Annotated in this window: 16 protein-coding genes; 2 read left to right on the top strand and 14 right to left on the bottom strand. The window is 47.3% G+C overall.

Features of this window, described 5'->3' with window-relative positions; translation table 11 throughout:
* Positions 1 to 5 precede the first annotated feature (5 nt).
* The 7 genes from CF168_RS07360 to CF168_RS07330 all read right to left on the bottom strand — a co-directional run bounded on the left by CF168_RS07360 (position 6) and on the right by CF168_RS07330 (position 6,412).
* Entirely contained in the window at positions 6 to 704 is a 699-nt protein-coding gene (locus CF168_RS07360) for a helix-turn-helix transcriptional regulator (RefSeq protein ID WP_089067464.1), read from the bottom strand.
* Positions 705 to 814: 110 nt separating this feature from the next.
* Positions 815 to 1,264 carry a GyrI-like domain-containing protein gene (locus tag CF168_RS07355; protein WP_089067463.1) on the bottom strand — a complete coding sequence of 150 codons (450 nt, stop codon included), beginning with the start codon at positions 1,262 to 1,264 and terminating at the stop codon, positions 815 to 817.
* A 182-nt stretch (positions 1,265 to 1,446) separates the two neighbouring features.
* Positions 1,447 to 1,830: a VOC family protein gene (locus CF168_RS07350; protein ID WP_011623292.1), complete on the bottom strand. Its 384-nt coding sequence runs from the start codon at positions 1,828 to 1,830 to the stop codon at positions 1,447 to 1,449.
* A gap of 153 nt (positions 1,831 to 1,983) precedes the next feature.
* Positions 1,984 to 3,705, bottom strand: a complete 1,722-nt coding sequence (locus CF168_RS07345) for a phospho-sugar mutase (protein ID WP_089067462.1) — start codon at positions 3,703 to 3,705, stop codon at positions 1,984 to 1,986.
* Between the two features lie 272 nt (positions 3,706 to 3,977).
* A complete protein-coding gene (locus tag CF168_RS07340; RefSeq protein ID WP_088210709.1) occupies positions 3,978 to 4,283 on the bottom strand; it encodes a hypothetical protein in 306 nt (101 codons plus the stop codon).
* 443 nt (positions 4,284 to 4,726) lie between these two features.
* On the bottom strand, positions 4,727 to 5,704 hold the full coding sequence (locus CF168_RS07335; RefSeq protein ID WP_011717593.1) for a TerC family protein: 978 nt from the start codon (positions 5,702 to 5,704) through the stop codon (positions 4,727 to 4,729).
* Between the two features lie 468 nt (positions 5,705 to 6,172).
* Positions 6,173 to 6,412 (bottom strand): DUF3624 domain-containing protein, encoded by a 240-nt coding sequence (locus CF168_RS07330; RefSeq protein WP_088210708.1) that lies wholly within the window; start codon positions 6,410 to 6,412, stop codon positions 6,173 to 6,175.
* Between the two features lie 492 nt (positions 6,413 to 6,904).
* On the opposite strand from CF168_RS07330, the gene CF168_RS07325 reads away from it, so the two are divergent.
* Complete coding sequence (locus CF168_RS07325) at positions 6,905 to 8,458, top strand: glycosyltransferase family 1 protein (protein WP_089067461.1); 1,554 nt, start codon at positions 6,905 to 6,907, stop codon at positions 8,456 to 8,458.
* Positions 8,459 to 8,533: 75 nt separating this feature from the next.
* Here CF168_RS07325 and oleD read toward each other — a convergent pair whose 3' ends face one another.
* The 5 genes from oleD to CF168_RS07300 form a co-directional block, all read right to left on the bottom strand.
* A complete protein-coding gene (gene oleD, locus CF168_RS07320) occupies positions 8,534 to 9,661 on the bottom strand; it encodes a 2-alkyl-3-oxoalkanoate reductase (RefSeq protein WP_088210781.1) in 1,128 nt (375 codons plus the stop codon).
* Between the two features lie 142 nt (positions 9,662 to 9,803).
* Positions 9,804 to 11,615, bottom strand: coding sequence for an olefin beta-lactone synthetase (gene oleC / locus CF168_RS07315; protein ID WP_088210706.1), 1,812 nt, complete (start codon positions 11,613 to 11,615; stop codon positions 9,804 to 9,806).
* A complete protein-coding gene (locus CF168_RS07310) occupies positions 11,615 to 12,577 on the bottom strand; it encodes an alpha/beta fold hydrolase (protein ID WP_089067460.1) in 963 nt (320 codons plus the stop codon). Before CF168_RS07310 ends, oleC begins: the two co-directional genes overlap by 1 nt.
* A gap of 170 nt (positions 12,578 to 12,747) precedes the next feature.
* A complete protein-coding gene (locus tag CF168_RS07305; protein WP_011717598.1) occupies positions 12,748 to 13,797 on the bottom strand; it encodes a 3-oxoacyl-ACP synthase III in 1,050 nt (349 codons plus the stop codon).
* 254 nt (positions 13,798 to 14,051) lie between these two features.
* Positions 14,052 to 15,434: a methyltransferase gene (locus tag CF168_RS07300; RefSeq protein WP_088210704.1), complete on the bottom strand. Its 1,383-nt coding sequence runs from the start codon at positions 15,432 to 15,434 to the stop codon at positions 14,052 to 14,054.
* Positions 15,435 to 15,713: 279 nt separating this feature from the next.
* Between CF168_RS07300 and CF168_RS07295 the strand changes: the two genes are divergently transcribed.
* On the top strand, positions 15,714 to 15,947 hold the full coding sequence (locus tag CF168_RS07295) for a DUF1289 domain-containing protein (protein WP_011717600.1): 234 nt from the start codon (positions 15,714 to 15,716) through the stop codon (positions 15,945 to 15,947).
* A 26-nt stretch (positions 15,948 to 15,973) separates the two neighbouring features.
* Here the strand turns inward: CF168_RS07295 and CF168_RS07290 are convergent, their stop codons facing one another.
* Complete coding sequence (locus tag CF168_RS07290; RefSeq protein WP_011717601.1) at positions 15,974 to 16,336, bottom strand: YajD family HNH nuclease; 363 nt, start codon at positions 16,334 to 16,336, stop codon at positions 15,974 to 15,976.
* An 88-nt stretch (positions 16,337 to 16,424) separates the two neighbouring features.
* Positions 16,425 to 18,401, bottom strand: coding sequence for a BCCT family transporter (locus tag CF168_RS07285; RefSeq protein WP_088210703.1), 1,977 nt, complete (start codon positions 18,399 to 18,401; stop codon positions 16,425 to 16,427).
* Between the last annotated feature and the right edge of the window lie 107 nt (positions 18,402 to 18,508).

Raw genomic sequence — 18,508 nt, 5'->3', positions numbered from 1 at the left:
TGGCTTTATTTTTCGGCTTCACGCTCGCGCATCTGGGCGTCCATCAGGCAAATATAATCCTCTAATTCCTGCCCCGGCGTTGGTTCAAAATGGCGGTTAAGCCTTAACAATCCGGTGATACGATCGACCCGAAAGTTGCGAAAATCTTGGCGTAATTCGCACCATGTCAGCAAGGTCCAAGTGCCGCGCCAAAAATAGATGGCGAGCGGCCGCACTTCACGCTCGGTCAGCGCTTTATTCACATCTTGATAGAAGAGTTTGACGTACTCACGGCGCTGGGCCGCATTACGCAGCGGATCGAGAAACTGAAACTCGTTGGAATCTAAATAAAAATCCGGCGAAAACATCAAGGATTGATAGGCTTGCAAGCGCTTAGGGAGTACTGCCTCCACTTTTATCATCGCCTGACGCGCCGCACTACCAAGCTCTTTGCCGCCCCATGTTTGCACCATACGCATACCGACTTGAATAGCCTCTAATTCGGCCTCGTTAAACATCAGTGGCGGCACATTCACTTCGTGGCGCAATAGATAACCCACGCCCGCTTCCCCTTCAATGGGAATGCCGCTCAAACATAAATCCTGCACATCGCGGTATACGGTGCGGGTCGAGACTTCTAAACGTTCCGCCAGCTCTTGGGCAGTCGTTAATCGTCGATGTTTAAGAATTTGCACTATTTGAAATAGGCGGTCGGCACGGCGCATGGACAGTAATCACACCTCAAATTGGCTTTGCTGCAAAAGTTTAGGGATCTTAACCGCTAAAGCTTACCCGCCCAAGCGATACTGTACAGGCAAAGCGTTATGGATTCGGCCTACACGATCCCGATATAAATCTCGACCTTATCGGCGCTTCGATAGACCTCAAAGTCCGTTTGATAATCACGCTGATGCGGACAATCAGGTGCACTAAAGTAGCGCCAAATCTGTCCCCAAAGATCAACCACACACTGGGGCATTTCCCCTTGTGCACTGAACTTAAGGTAATTTCCTTCACGCAGCTGCAACGCTGTAAAAGGGCCTGTCTCGCTGACAGACTCAACGCTTTTCCCCACTAAAACCGAATAGTCTCCCGTCATATCGGATTCATAGTCGTAGTAGACCCCATACATGGGAGAGTCGAGCATTGCCGTGAGTTGTGATGATTCAAAGAATGTCTGCCAAAGCGCTGCAATCTTGCCGCCCTCACCCGCCATTTCGGTGCTATTGTTGGTGCGCGTACTCAGCCCAAGCATAGGTTGAGCCGCCATAAAAACCTGTTCCATTATCCTTTACCTTCATCACTGAAATTTGCAGTTGCTTGTTTAAGGCTATCGCGAGACGTTACTGCATATCGCTCTTATCCGCAGAACTGACTGTATCCACTCGAATTAAAGATCGGCGTAAACATCAGTACTAAACATCAGTACCGAGAGCCGTGCCAAGGCACGACTCTGCAGAGTTTACATTACTGATTTTGCGACCAGAGGCCGACCTTATTGCCTTCGCTATCCACGAACAGGGCGATATAGCCACAACCGCCGTCTTTGATAGGCGTCACAGGCAATAGCATAGTCACATTGGCGGCCACGAGTTTATCCACTAAAGGTTGCAATTGTGCGCTGAAATGCAGGTATACAGTGCTACCTTCCATCGACGGTTTGCTCATGCTGCATTTAACGAGGCCAATGCTGGCGGCGCCTTCCTCCTCTGTTACCAGCGTCGCGTATTGCATGTCTTCCATATCGTCACGTTTAAATTCAACGCCGAAATGTTGTTGATAAAAAGCGATGGCACGATCCATATCACTGACAGGAATTTCACCCCAGACTAACGGTGCAATTGATAACATTTTCACTTTCTCCTTGTTGAAAAATGCCGATGATTCATCATGTTATAAATGTGATTCACCAGCGGACGACAACAAGAATAAAACAAGGCTACTGACAACATCATGTCAGTAGCCTTTGAGTGAAGCTGATTTTATTGAGTGCGCTAAAAGCGCTTATTTAGGTAGGCTCGCCTGATGGGCAGAAATAAACGCCTCCATCGCCTGAGTTGCCCGAGCCTGGGCGCTGGCCAAGGTGTCTTGCGCCGTCATAGGCTCGACCACCTCGTAGTAACACTTGATTTTAGGCTCAGTGCCCGACGGCCGTACTATCACCCGTGCGCCATTGGCTAAGCAGTAAGTTAATACATCACTGGCGGGCAGATTGATTTTCTCGACTTTGCCATCGGCAAAACGGCGCTCTAACGCCTTGAGATCATCAGTCGACACCACGGCATGTTCACCAATTGCCAGCGGCGGATGTTCACGCAGATAGGCGCCGATATTAGGCGTGTCGGGTTTTAAGGCAATGCTAACTTGAGCATTGAGATGGAAACCCTGCTCGCGGTATATCTGTTCGAGTCTATCCCAAATGCTTTGCCCTTTGGCGGCAAGCTCGGCGGTTAATTGGGCGAAGGCGACTAGGGCCGACAGGCCGTCCTTATCCCACACCATGTTACCGACGGTGTAACCCAGCGCCTCTTCGTAGGCAAACAGGAATTGATTATCAGGCTGACTCTGCGCAATCCCCACATTCATCAGCCATTTAAAACCAGTGAGCGTGGTATAACTTTCAACCCCAAAGCCTTTGGCGATTTTAGATAATAGACTGGAGGACACAATAGTCGTGCCCACCAGTCGTTGGTCTTTCGCGGCATGGCTTAACAGATAATGGCCAAAGAGCACGCCCACTTGGTCACCCGTTAGCATTTGATACTCGCCATCATCCTTGCGTACTGCAACCGCAAATCTGTCGGCATCGGGGTCATTGGCGCAAGCAAGCATAGCACCATGCTTTTTCGCTTCGGCGATGACCAAGTCCATCGCACCTTTTTCTTCCGGATTCGGGAAATTAACCGTTGGGAAATCCCCATCGGGTTCGCGCTGCGCCGCCACCGAATACACTTGGGTAAAACCTGCGTCTTGGAGCACGGTTTCAGCCATTTCTGCGCCCACACCGTGCATCGCGGTATAGGCAAGACTGACTTTTTCGGGCGCGGTATTATTTTGCAGCACATTGGCGTGCAACACGCCACGGCGATAGGTTTCGTAATAATCGTCCTGCAACCAGATAAGCTTGCCTTGTTTGGTCGCCTCCACCTGATCCATAAACGGAATCGCTTGGGTTGCCGCCAGCTCAATTTGAGCGGCGATACCTGAGTCATGGGGCGGGATAATCTGCGCGCCGTTTTCCCAATACACTTTGTAGCCATTGTATTGTGGCGGGTTATGGCTGGCGGTCACCACAATACCGGCGGCGGCATTAAAATGCTTAACGCCAAAGGCCACCAGCGGCGTTGGTGCCACTTTGGCGGTGAGGCGCACTTTAATCCCCATCGCGGTGAGCACACTGGCGGTATCATGGGCGAAAGTGCGTGAATCGTGGCGGCCATCGTAACCAATCACGACTCCGCGCTCGGCGGCATCTTTAATTTGTTCAAGTAGATAGGCACCAAGCCCTGCAGACGTTTGGCGGATAACCAAGCGATTCATGCCCATAGGACCTGCGCCCACCACACCGCGTAATCCGGCGGTTCCAAATTCTAAACGTCCCGCGAAACGTGCCTCGAGTTCGGCGTCATTTCCGGCATCGATTAAGGCTTGCAGTTGTGCCTGAGTGCGGGGATCTGGGTCATTTTCGAGCCAATGCTTAACCTGTAATTGCAAATGGGTATTCATAGGGGGCCTCAGTGAAAATCATTTTCAATCACCTTAGGAAAATCCATGTCGAAGAACAAGCGAATTTGCACTTTTCACGGCGGATTTAAGTGTAAAGAGGGAGAGTGTAACGAACTTAGTAGACGGGAAGTCACGCAAAGATGCGATTTATTAACCCTGTTAATCCTTATGTAACAGGGGCTGTCGAACTTGCGCAGCAGCGCGCTGTGGTGCGTCGAAAGCACTCACCACCTCAAGCAAAATTGCACTGATAAATGCCACGAATTGCCGTCTTAACGCAGTAAATTAATCGACACTACGTTAGAGAACAGCTCCTTTTCAGAGTCCTGCTCCAATTGATTGCGCCAAGGTTTATCGAAAACCCGCACAAGATAATAAGTATCGCGCCCCGTGTCTGTTACAAAGGCGATGCCATAACGCATCAACTCGTAGTGAATATCATGCACAAACACCAATGAAAAATTTTGGCGTCCGGTCAGCTGATTAATATCTTCTCGAGTTAAACTCACGCCCTTTTCGACACCCTCGAAGCGTTTCTTTAGCCAATGAGCAAATTCCTTCGCACTCACCATAGACATGATCTTTCTCCTCGTACGAACCTCGGCATTAACGGCCTGGCTCGCTGTCATTTGTTCGATTATTTGTAATGATGGCGTGGCGTAATGGTCAACATCTCAGAATGAACCAAACTGTCGCCCCATTCCGGCAGATAATGAGCTAAGCCACAAAGTTGATGGTGCTAATAATTTATTGTTATTATTGCAAAATTGATGAAAACAGACTCTTTATATTTGGCTCAGTGCGCTGTTAGGCGAACGATTACTCAGGTAGAAAGAAAGCCCGAGCCAAACGTCTGTCTATACGAAAAATAGAACAGTTTGCGCACTTTTACCAAACCTAAAAACCGCAAATAGAAATTATTTCATCGGCCGATAAACTAGGCAATTCACAACCATTCTTTGGGATGACCGAATAAAAACTGGCGCACTATGGCGCCAGTTTTAGATAGAAAAACATTAACTTACTTCTGCTCGCGCGTCTTCCACAGGGAGAATAATACCCCCGCCAGCAAGAGGCCGAAAGTGACGCCAAGGGATAAGGCCGTTGGGATTTTAAAGTCCACAATGCCTTCGTGATTAAAGTACACCAGTCCGACTTTTACGCCGATAAACACTAACACGACCGATAGCGCATACTTGAGGTACTCGAAACGATGCACCATGGCCGCGAGGGCGAAATACAATGCCCGCAGACCTAAAATAGCAAAGATATTAGAGGTATAGACGATAAAAGGATCTTGGGTAATCGCAAAAATCGCCGGGATACTGTCCACCGCAAACACCAGATCAGCGGTTTCGACTAAGATCAACGCCAAGAACAAGGGCGTTGCCCACCAGCCTTTGCTGAGTTGATGCTCCTCTCCCCTTACCCAAAACTTCTCTTGATGAAGGCTTGGCGTAAAACGCATTTTAGAGCGTAACCACTTGTAAAACTTATTATCTTGGATATCACCATGCTCATCATCGGAAAAGAGCATCTTAATGCCAGTGAAAATCAAGAACAGGCCGAATAACACCAACACGCCTTGGTACTGCGCTACCAGCGCCGCGCCTAAGCCAATCATAATGGCACGTAGCACGATAACGCCCATGATCCCCCAGAATAACACTCGGTGTTGATACAAACGGGGAATACCTAAGCTACTGAAAATAAGCGCGATAACGAAGACGTTATCCATAGATAAAGACTTTTCAATAAGGTAACCCGTGAGGTATTCCATCCCCGCGGTCGAGCCCTTATACCACCATAACCAAGCGCCGAACAACAGACCCATACAAATGTAAAAGGCCGATAATTTAAGGCTCTCTGCCACGGTAATTTCGTGCTGCTCTTTGTGTAGCACACCTAAGTCGAAGGCTAACAATGCCAACACAAAGCCAAAAAACATTAACCAAACCCATATCGGGTAACCCACAAATAACGTGGTTAAAAACTCCATAACACTCCCTAAAACCTAAAAAAATACCGAGTTTTCTCGGCTCCATCGCCACATTCGATCTTAGTACTTGGCGATACCAAAAACAGTGAAACAGGGTAAAAACCTTAAAATGTCAGATTAAAATTTGTTTAAATCCATACTTATCAGCCAAAAAAACTCGTTACACGAACCCTTATCATCAGAGTATTTATGGTACTTAGTTCAGATTTAAGCCTAGCCCTAACACTCACGGGATCACGGAGTAAAATAATCGCGTGAGCTCATCACTCATCACGCCTCAGCACCAATCGACAGTATTTTTCGCTAAGACGATAAAAAGCGAGCTGTTTCAGCGCACTGTGTACCACTTGAGCATTAAGCGAAAATGAAAAAGTTCGCGGACAAGCATGGCCGTTTCAAATAGTGTAAATGGCAAGTGTGACCGCTCACCACAAAGGATAAAAAGGAGATTCGATGGGAAGTGAAAAACTACTCACGCCCGAGCAGACGGCGGGCGACTAATACCACAAGATGCAGTAACAACAGGCCACTAAAGGCTAAGCAGAAAAACAGTAAGGCGATGGAGTTGACCTCTCGAGGAGCGTCACTGTAGAGATACCACCACAAAGGCCAATCGATAAGCGACAGCAGCGTCAACTGCCACATGCAGCGTTTACAGCGACCTATTTTTTGCCTAAAAATTGACGTTTTACATTCACCACAACTCATAATATTCCCTAACTATAGAGTGAATTCCTGTAATGCAACTGAAAAAGTAAATATACACAAAACACTTATCAAATACACATTGCATGTATCATCTCAAACAATGATACAGTAGAAATATTTTGAAAGAGGTAAATAGTCATTGATTAATAATCAAACGACACTAAATAACTGACCATATATGTTTAGAATAATCGTTTGCTGCACTCGTGCTGTTTCTAAGAGTAGTACTGAGTTCAAATCCTAGTCTGAGCCTTGCCACGTCTGACTCTGCCACCAAATTGTGGTAACGCTTGACACTGCAAGATTTTCGGCATGATATATCGCACAATTAGGAGCAGTTATTATCTGAATTCTGAGTTTAACTTTTCTAACACTGAACCATACCAAAATTTTCCCAACAAAACATAAAACTATGTACAATTAAGCAGAAAAATAGTATAAAAATTTATCAAATATGCCTACCTTACAAATTCACTAAAATAGGGAAACTTAATGAATTTTTCAAATGACATAATTCTTACTATAGATTTAATATTTATCGAAGCTAAATTAGATAACGAATCTTTTTCATACTTGAGCACGTTAAAATCGGCTTATGAACAGATTGATGAGTACAATAAAGAACAAGTGATACAACACTATCTTACAAATCAACCACCGATAGACAACTTAAATTCCTTGTACTTCTTTTTATTTGACTTAACAAAAAACTCTAGATTTTTAGAAAAAATTATCAATTCATGCCCACCAAACATGTCACCTCAAAGCTTTTACGAGATATATTGGAATATTGGAAATCGTTTATTTACAAACTCAACCCCGGTTAATACAACATCATTAAGAAATATCTTTAAAAATTTATCTAATGACATGAATAATTGGTTAAAACTATATAAATATAAAAACAAAAAAAATGTTAATCAGGTTAAAAACATTGTCATATTAAGTCCACAAATTCTTGGGATGAGACATTCCCCAACCAGAGAATCTTTCAACATTGCATGCCACTTAGAAACTTATCATAATTGTAATGTAACAATCATTAATTCAAATGGATTCAACTATCACAATACTCTTGGATTAATAAATCCCACAGGATTTAATGTCAATAAAGATTTAAATGGAACATCTGAGCTAAATATTAACTATATGCAATTTAAAGATAAGAAAATTAAAATAATATCTATTGAGAAACAGATGATGTCATCAAGAAAGGTATTAGATATTTTAGACATTCTTAAATCATTAGATACAGATGCAGTTATTTCACATGGTGAAAATCTTTTAGTTCAGGAGGCTATATTTGGAATTTACCCATCGATATTTGCAACCACTGGTGGTGTAGTCCCATTTGCACACTGCGATAGCTATTTTGTTCCTGGGAGCCTTTTCGATGATAACCATAGAGAGCTAGCATCTAAATATGAACATAATGACTTTATGCTCGAGAATATGTTGGTCACTCCAGAGGGAAAGGCTGACATTCCCGCCTCAAAAGAAAAATTGGGTCTGGATAATAATTCTTTCATTTATTTAGTAGTAAGCACTAGGATGGATAGAGAAGTAACCCCTGAGTTTATCGAAATTTGCAACGGTCTTATTAAAAGCAACGAAAATGCACATATTATTTTCTCTGGTACAGACAGTTTTAGTCTTTCAAGTAATTTTGACGCTGAATTAATTGATAGAAAAAAAGTGATAAACATTGGATTTCAAGATGACTTAGCATCTGTTTGTTTGATGGCTGATGTTTATTTGAATCCTAAAAGAATTGGTGGAGGCACAAGCTCTCAAACAGCAATAATAAATGGCTTACCCGTAGTGACATTAAACTATGGGCATATAAGTAACATAGTCCCAGAGGAACGTAGATTTAGCAATTGGAAAGAATATATGCAGTATGCACTTGAACTACAGAATGATAATTTCTTACAATCTGAAACTAATTTATTCTCCTCTCATTTCCATACAAACATGAATAGTCAATTACAAATTGAAAAAATATATAACAAACTGTGTGACATTGCGATAAGAAAATACTCTTAGTCAGTAAATGGAATGCGTTTAATCAATCAAATTTAAACGCATTCATTTTTACATTTCTATTTAATAATCAAACATCTATAACGAAGCTTTTAATCGACATATACCTTGGTCTATTGTCACCAGTGTACGATAACCTAAATCTCGTTTTGCCGCGCTGATATCGAAATAATGGCTACAGGAAAGCTGTTTAGCGACAAAGCGCGTCATGATCGGCTCTTCTTGCTTATTCAGCAATCGATACGCCGTTTCTAACACAGCGCCCACCACATAGGCTAGGGTCTGTGGCACGCGCGCGGTCACAGGCGGCAACCCATCACAGGCTAGGATGAGGTTCAGCATCTTGGCCATAGTCACTGGCTCGTCGTTACTGACAAAATAGGCTTTCCCTTGGCACTTAGGCGAGACTTGGCAAAGCTCCACGGCCGCCAGAATATGGGCATAGGCGGCGTTATCGATATAAATGGTATCGACCAGTTTATCCTCGCGCCCCACCAGCTTGAGCTTACCTAAACGACCGCGGGCGAGCACCCGAGGCACCAGATGCGGATCATTGGGCCCCCAAATCAAATGCGGCCGCAGGGCGACGGTCTTTAACGCATACGCCGACGCGGTTATCGAGGCTTGATTGGCATCGAGCATCATCTTCTCGGCAATCGCCTTGGAATGGGCATAATAATTTAAAAAGCGGCTGGCGTAGGGCGTCGACTCATCGATTCCCGATTCATCCTCGCCCGCAAAGGTCACGCTTGGGGTACTGGTATAGACTAGCTTATTGATTTTTAGTGCTTTACAAGCAGCAATCACATTAGCGGCGCCCTTCACATTCGGGCAAAAATAACTGTCTCTGTCGCCCCATACACCCGCTTTTGAGGCCACATGGAACACGATATCGCAGCCCTGCATAGCCTGTTTGACTTGCTCAGGATTGGCTAAATCCCCCTGTACCATAGTCACACCAAGGGCTTCAAGCTCAGGATAATGGCCACGGGCAAACCCAGTAACTTTAATCCCAGCCGCGACCAAACGTAGGCAAATGGCCTTACCCAAAAATCCGCCCGCGCCGGTCACAAAGGCATGGTTGACCTTAGCCGCCAAGGCATGAAGCGCGGCTTGCTCACGCGGGTCAAAGCCTGCTTGAGCGAGGTTATCGCCACGGCCAGTTTGTGTCGCATCGGCTTGAAGAACAGCAGGATTGTCAGTCATATCGCATTCCGTGACAGTGAGTGTCATCTTAGTATTCAATTCAGTGATTAAGTGCAACAAGGCACCACTCGCGGCAAAACGTGCCACGAACAAACGGTCGAAAGTTCGACCCTATTTAAGTTAAAAATGAGCTAAATTGAAATCAGCCTTTGGTTTGCGATTGCGCCCAAACGGCTAATTTTTCTCTAAATATTTTTGCATTGTGGCGCACATCCACGGGGAAATCGGGATGAATGAGAAAACGTCGAATCCCCTGAGTTTGGCTATACTGCTCGGCAATCGCCATCAACTCTTGATAGAGCTGCGCGCTCTTATTGCACACCAAGGATTGGTCAAGCTCGATACAGATGAGTGGTTCAATCTCACTCACGCCACCTTGGCCCTTCACTTTGATCCCCACTAATGCCGAACGTTTCACATTCGGATGGGTATTAAAAATACGCTCACTCGGAATGGAATAGTAACGTTTAATACACCGCCCGCCTTGGGTGGCATCCACTCTATGAGCTTTGCGGCCACACATCCACAACCGGCCACTGTCGTCCAGATAGCCAAGATCGCCCATGCGATGCCTGAAGGTTTGCTGCTCGCAATCCCATATTTTAGCCGCCGTCGTTGCCTTTTCGCGGCGATAATAGGACTGGCTCACCATAGGGCCTGTTACCACTATTTCGCCAATTTCCCCCGCGTTAAGACGCAGGCCATTATCCCACTCAGGAATATCAGCTTCAGTGATGGCGATAATCTCGATACTGACACCATCGATGGCGCGGCCGACACAAATCCCACCGCCATTGTCCGTGGTTTGAGTCGTGGTAAATAGCTCATCGCTGGCGATCATGCTGATAGGTAAGGATTCGGTGGCGCCGTAGGAATTGAGTACAGGCACGCCGTCACTGAGCATTTTGCTAAAACGGGCAATCGAGGCAATGGTCGCGGGCGCGCCTGCGGAAATCACGCGTTTCACACTGCTGAGTTTATGCTGCTTTTTCGATTCGGTTTGCTCACCGGCGCGGCCTAGACGCTCAAGCAAGGCCGGATTAACAAAAATATTGCTGCATTGGTATTTCTCAATGGCGGCAAATAAAAATTCAGGATTGGCCGTAATCGGTTTGCTGGCATCCATCTCAGGTACAATCGATGCCATACCGAGCGCCGGACCAAAGAGGGAGAATAGCGGGAATGTCGCCAAATCACGCTCGCCGTGTGCAATGCCATAATCCTGCTTTAGCGCCTGAATTTGCGCCTCAAACATGCCGTGACTATAGACAACGCCTTTTGGCGTCCCCGTGCTGCCACTGGTAAACAGAATCGCCGCCATCTCATCATGCTCTAACAGCGCCATCGGATACTCAGCCTGTTCCGGCAACTTAGCTGTAGACGACTTAGCTGTTGATAAGAGTATCGACGCTAAACTTGGCGCGCCCGTGAGTAAGCGCGATAGTGTGCCTGCAAGCCCGCTGGGATTGCCATCCACATTGATAAGATGCTGCACGCTGCCCTTACCCCAGCCTAATAAGCGTCTGGCGATATGGGCTTTAGGAATACCGATAAAGGCATCGGGCGCGGCTTCAATAAAACATTGCTTAAGGTTTTTAATCCCCATGCCCGGGTCAACCAGCACGGGAATAATCCCCGCCTTGAACAAGGCGAAAGTTAACGCAAAAAAATCCAGACTCGGGGTGACCATCAGCACCGCCTTCATCCCCCGCGTCAGCCCATGGGCATTGAGCGCGAAGGCGATGGCATCGCTTTGTTTATCGAGGCTAATAAAGTCGAGTTCTTGGTAAGTCAGATTGGCAAGGGATTTGCCCTTGCCCTGTTGCACCGCAACCGCGAGATGATGGGGTATGTGATGGGCGGCCTGCTTTAAATGCCGACAAATATTGGCATCGCTTGCTTGCTCGACGCTAGATGTCCCATGACCGAGCTGCGCATCCTCCACCCTAGCCATTAATGTGCGGCCTGTGGCGCTTGAATTTCTGCCTCAGGCTCTGTGACCTGTTCCATTTCAACGGACTGCACTTCAGGCTCTGGCGTTTGCGCCTCAGCCATAAAGTGTTTGATATGGGTAATCACCTCGTCGCTCGCATCTTCGAGGATATAGTGACCACAATCGGCAAATTCATGCACCTGTGCATGGGGCATATGTTCGCGCCATTTGGCTAAAAAGTGCTTATCGAACACAAAGTCCTGTAAACCCCAGCAAATCAGTGTCGGCACCTTGGCAAACTTTGGCAGACTGGCGGCAATATCCGACACCAGCTGATAGTTTCTGTCACCCGGTTTTAGCGGAATATCCTGCACAAAGCGCAGGGTCGAAATGCGATTTGCCCATGAGTTAAACGGCGCAACATAGGCCTCGCGGATGTACTTGGACATCGGCTGACGCTTTACCCCAACGTAGGATGCAATCGATGAAAAGGCATTAAAACCACGCACTAATACAGTGCCGAGCAGCGTATTGCGGCAGATCCACAGCGCTAGCGGTAAAGGCTTAGTATCGGGTAAATGAAAGGCGCCGGTATTTAAAATCACCAGACGTTTAATGCGCTCAGGGTAACGCGCCGCATAGCCCATGCCAATCATGCCGCCCCAGTCGTGGACGACTAAGGTAATGTTTTCGTTTACCTTTAGGCTATCGAGCAGCGCCTCTAAATCATCAATGCGACTCTTAAGGGTGTAGTCGTAACCGCTGTCATCCGGCTTATCCGACAGGCCACAACCAATATGGTCGGGCACGATACACTGGTGAGTATCCTTAAGGGCGCTCACGAGATTACGGTAATAAAAACTCCAACTTGGATTACCGTGCACCATGACCACAGGCTCACCTTGGCCTTCATTGATGTAATGCAGCTTGTTGCCATTACGGCTAAGAAAATGACGTTTAAACGGCAACAGAGTGTCTAACATGACGCTTCCTATCTTTTGTTCTAATTGTTTTTGTATTGGTAGCCTGTGCAGGTAAATTCGGCTTTACCTCTGCTCATCGCTAATGCCCATCGCTAAACCAATAAGCATAAAAATGCCCTAGCAAACCTTGCGCTCAAGCGTCGGCTAAGGCAGATAACAATCTTGGAAAACTACCACTTAATACCCAGCATCATGCAGTTCAAACCACTGCCGATACCTAAAAAGCTCACCTGATCCCCCGGGCGTAAAAAGCCTTGATCGTGTGCCATGGCCGCAGTGACGGGTAAAGAGACAGTGCCCATATTGCCAAGCAGTTGATATGTAGGGAATTCTTTTTCAGGCGGAATATTTAACGCACTCAAGACCTGTTTACGGTTTGAAGCGCCAACCTGATGACAGATCACTTTATCGACCTGCTCGACCAACCAATTCCGCTGCGCGAGGAAATGCTCCCACGTGTGTTTTGCCAGCTCGACCCCTTCTTTGAGCAAGGTCACCGCATCGGTACGCATAAACTCACGGTAAATATTGTGCCCCACTTCCTGCAAGCCCCACTGACACAGTTGATGGTGCTGTGGCGCTGATAAATGGGAGGCACCAAGCAGCTGATGCTTACGCACATTCGTCAGCGGCAAACTGCCATCGGTCAGGATCACCGCCACCGCGCCAGAGCCGCCGGTTAAGGTCGCCAGCGACTGCGCAAAATTCTGCATGGTCGGATCGGCCAGCATATTATCAATGGTCACATCGACAATATCCCGCGCCGATTCGCAGGACACCACCATGCCTGCCTTAATTTGGCCAAGCTCGATACGGTTAGCAATGTCTAAAATGCCCGATAACACCCCAAGACAGGCATTGCTGATATCGTAAATCGCCGTGTCCTTCGACACACCTAATGCCGCCGCAATCCGGCAAGCGGTGGCGGGTTCGTGTTGGTCACGGCAAACGCCGGTATACACCACAGCGCCCAGTTCGGCGACTTCTATTCCCGTTTCTGCAATTGCCTTGTGCGCCGCTTTAATCGCTCCATCGGATAATTGATGCCCTTTAGGCCACCAACGGCGTTCGGTAATGCCCGTTAACGCCGCAAGTTGCCCCATAGGAATGCGAAATTTTTGATATAGAGGCGCAAGGCGAGATTCTAGCTCGCTACTGGAAACCACGACAGGTGCCAGTTCATAGGCAAGGCTATTAATAAATACGCGGGAATATTTCATGAAACTGTTTTATTCGCTCACTAAGATCACTGATCTTTTAGGTCAGTTTTTAGTTGTTATTTGTCATTAAGGCGACATTTGAACAAGAAAAGCCCGATGATTCAATAAAAAACCATCTTTCGTCTTAGACTTGTCTCACAGAGCTTATCAGCCCTTGTGCAGATCATGCCGCCTATCCGTTAATTCAAAATGAACTAATAAAGAAATACTTCATAAAAAACAGGCAAGTATGGCCTCATCATTCAAATTATTTTTCAATCGCTCGATTTTTGCGCCAAAATCAGCGCATTTCGCGGCGTCACGCTGGTTGCACAAAATTCCCTCAGGGTTACCCGATAACCACTTTCCAGCAAAAAACAGCAGCGATCGAGAATTAACCACAGCTCCAGCGCACGGCGGAATAAATGCGCGGCCAAATCGATGCGCCGGGTTAACCTTTGTCGCTGTTTGCCTATCTCAAGCCAAGCGTCAAAATCACAATCTGCGGCTAAGGTAACCGTCTTTTGCGCCGCCGCCCAATGGCAAAACTCGGCAAACTCGCCGCTCAGCTGGCTTTGCTTTATGGCGGGCAAGGGTAAATAAGCATCTATGCCACGGCAACTTCGCTGCAGCGCATCAAACCCCAGCCGCCAAGCAATTTCCTGATGCCGCAGCGCCTGTTGTTTCGGATTTGCGATTACGCTCTGTTGTAAAGGCAATTGCAAGTCATGGCGACTTAAACACAGCGCGCTGTCTTTAGCGAGTGTTGATAAGCCTTGATATTGATTAGCTTGAATTAAATGGTAGCAGCAAGGTGAAATCGCCAGTGCCTGTGTGCCCGCCGCTGCCGCCAATTGCAATAAACGCACATGCAAATCGCCACAGGCATGCAGCGCCACCGCCTGTTGCTGAGCGCAAAAAGGATTGGTTTGATGAGCGGAATTTTCGCTAGTTTTATCGTTGATAGCGAAAGCATCGGCGCAAACAAAGCGCTGTGATAAATGCCATTTATCGGCAAAGGCTTGGCCCTCTTCACAGAGCATCGCCTGCCACTCGAGGCTTAACACATCCACACCACGTGCCTTGGCAATCAAACGGCCCAAGTGCCCTTTGCCCGCACACCACTCGAGCACGGGTAATCCCGCATCGGGCAAATGCTGCACAAAGGCAGTGATCTGCTCCCACTTACGGCCTTTTATATGGGCGCTAAAGTGAGCCAACTCGGTAAGATCAATACGAGGTGAAGTAGCAGTTTCAATATCATCAGAGCTGATGTCAGAGCTAATATCAAAGCCTATATCTGAATCAATATCTGAGCCCTGCGAAAGTTCGGCAAAGGAGGATAGAAGTAAAGACAGATCCCAGTCTAAACCTAACGCGGCAAGATCCTGCTTAAGTGCAGGAGATAAGGCATCGACTAACGCCGATTGCTCGGCATCCAAAGTATCGAGCACGGCATCATCAAGCGCCCAAAGGGTGGTTGCAAGCCTTGGGAATTGCGCCGCCCAAGGCAGTGCTTTTGCCTCAAAGGCGCGCACTTGCCACAGGGCGCGGCTCTGCTCAAGTAACTTATCCAACTGGATAAAGTGCGCCTTGAGCCAATCCTGACTGTCGGATATATCCCCTGCCTGCTTATGATTATCGAGCTTAATTGCCATGCTGAATTTGCTTTACTCTGATGTGTTCCATTTGACTATTTTATTGGGCTTAGCCGTCAGTTTGAAAACAGTGCCGTCATTAAGCCTTTACGAATATCAAGGTGCATTTTACTTAATATCGCTGCCCAAATAGCGGCTAAAGCTGCTAGTATCGCCACAATTTTTGTCAGCCTGCTTTACTCGCTGGCATGCATGGGAGATACGCCTTAACGCAGCAACAGTTAACGCTGCGGCCTCACCCATTGAACCCGATGACGAAAACCTGTTAAGAGGAAAAGTATGCTCTCCCCCTGCGTTGCCCGCTGCGGCTTAAATGATGAAGATTATTGCATGGGCTGTTTTCGCCATATCGATGAGATTGTCGCTTGGCGCGATGCCAGCGATGCAGAACACGCCGCGATTATCGCGCAACTTCCCGCCCGCAAAGCCCATTTCGAAGGCGACGAAAATCAACAGGTGCTAAGCCGCGCTAAATGGCTGGAAGCCGAGGCACGACTTGCAAAAAAAGCCTGAAAATTTCAGGCTTTTTACTTTTATCGCTACTTTTTCATCATCGCCTTTAAATCGGCAAAGGGATTATAGGTCGCCGCCGCTTGCTTGGTTTCGGTGGTGCTACCGTAGCGGATCAGTTCTTCGAAGCGTGAATGTTCATTATCGTGGCAGTAGAGGCACAATAATTCCCAATTAGAACCATCGGATGGGTTGTTATCGTGGTTGTGATCTCTGTGGTGAACCGTCAACTCGCTTAAGTTTTTTGAGGTAAATTCGCGGGTACAGCGGCCACAGATCCAAGGATACAATTTGAGCGCTTGCTCGCGGTAACCGCCCTCACGTTTCGCACGGTATTCCCGCTCTTGGGCTAAGACTTGATCTAACTTACTCTGGCCTGGATTTGCTGACATGCTTACACCTAACTGATAACCCCTAAAAAAGTGCCCCAAGGATAATCCGAGTTATTCCTTGGGGCAATATTTCTAACACGCGAAGCGTTTAGGCGACATGTCCTTGGTCGGCATTGGACAAGTGCAAATAGTGCAGGTATTTCTCGTATTGGGTGACCACATCCGCCAATAGCTGCTCTTCGGTATAGCCCATCACATCATAGTGCTGGCCGCCCTGCTCTAAGTACACTTCGGCGCGATAATACCAATTATTGCCCTGCTCTAACTCTTCACCGACGGGATTGACGATTTCAAAGCAGCGCATCCGCACACCATATACGAAGGGTTGATAGGCTTCGTTGCTGATCACCAATCGCACTTTGCCGTCGAGATACTCAAGATCCGCCGTCAGGCCCTTGCTCATAAATTGCTGGCACACCTTAGATAACGCCGGTGTCGCCACATTATTGAGGAAGATACGCGCCTCATCTTCGGTGGGATGCGACACTAAGACTTCAATACGATCCTCCCAGCTGATATTGGTCTTAGCGTATTGCACACTGGTGGTATGGAGCTGCACGCTGTTGATCTTAAGCCAATCGTCTTTCAGCGCCTTGTATAGCCCTAAACACATCAGCAGCATCACGCATAAAAATGGCATCGCACTGGCAATAGCAGCGGTTTGCAGTGCCTGTAAACCGCCCGCGATGAGTAGCACCGAGGCCACCACGCCCTGCAGCAATGCCCAAAACACCCGTTGCCAGACAGGCGCATTGTTATCGCCCCCCGAGGTCAGGTTGTCGATTACTAAGGATCCCGAGTCAGATGAGGTCACAAAAAAAGTCACCACTAAACAAATCCCTATGCCCGACAGGAGATGCGGGAAAGGCATATGTTCAAAAAACACAAACAAAGCTACGGGCACATTGGTATTCACCGCTTCGCTTAGGTAGGTCGCGCCTTGATTCATAATGGCGTCGATGGCCGAGTTACCAAATACCGTCATCCACAAAAAGGTCAGCGCCGAAGGCACAAATAAAATGCCGACTAAAAACTCACGTATAGTACGGCCGCGACTCACGCGCGCAATAAAGGTGCCGACAAAAGGTGACCACGAAATCCACCAGCCCCAGTAGAGTAGCGTCCAACCGCCAAGCCAGTCTTCCTTATGCTGATAGGCATACAAATTAAAGGTTTTATTAACGATATCACTGAGATAACTACCGGTATTTTGCACAAAGGCCTGCAGCAACATCACGGTTGGGCCAAGAATTAACACAATCAGCAACAGGATAAGGGCCAAGCCTAAGTTAAGCTCACTTAAGCGCTTCACCCCTTTATCGAGCCCCGAAAATACCGACAGAGTGGCGAGTAAGGTAATGCCAATAATCAGTGACACTTGCACCGTGGTGTTATTAGGCAATTGCTCGAATAAATAGCTTAGTCCCGAGTTAACCTGCAATACCCCAAAGCCTAGGGAAGTCGCGACCCCAAACATTGTCCCCAATACCGCAAAGGTATCGACGCAGTGGCCAATCGGGCCATGGATACGCTCACCAATTAAGGGATAGAGTGCGCTGCGGGGTAACAAGGGCAACTTATGCCGATAGGCAAAATAGGCCAAACTCAGGGCAACCACCCCGTAAATCGCCCACGCATGTATGCCCCAATGGAAAAAGGTAATCTTCATGGCTTCTTTGGCGGCGGCCAAGGTCTCAGGCGTTGCATCTGGCGGCGCTAAGTAATGCATCACGGGTTCGGCGACGCCGAAGAACATCAATCCAATCCCCATCCCCGCCGAAAACAGCATGGCAATCCAGCTCTTATAGCTATAATCGGGCACAGCATGATCGGGGCCGAGCTTAATGTCACCAAAGCGACTGACCATGACAAAGATGATAAAAATCAGAAAAATCGCCACACCAAGGATATATAACCAGCCCGCTTTAGCTTCTAGCCACGACTGCATGGATTTGAAAAAGTGATTGGCCTCAGTCGGCCAAATGGCGCAGATCATCACCATGAAGGTGATAAAAAAGACCGACGAATAAAAAACCGGTGGATTTATACTCGACTTTATAGACATAAAACTCCCTTGTATCAGGCAATTCCTATTGAAATCCCTTCAATTTTGAAGAGATAGCACAATAATAGATAACTCTTGCCTCAGCAGTATGTGATCAGGATGAAATA

This window comes from Shewanella bicestrii (genome assembly GCF_002216875.1).
Classification (GTDB): domain Bacteria; phylum Pseudomonadota; class Gammaproteobacteria; order Enterobacterales; family Shewanellaceae; genus Shewanella; species Shewanella seohaensis.
The sequence above is the reverse complement of the archived record's forward strand: the minus strand, read 5'-3'. Positions and strand labels throughout refer to the sequence as shown.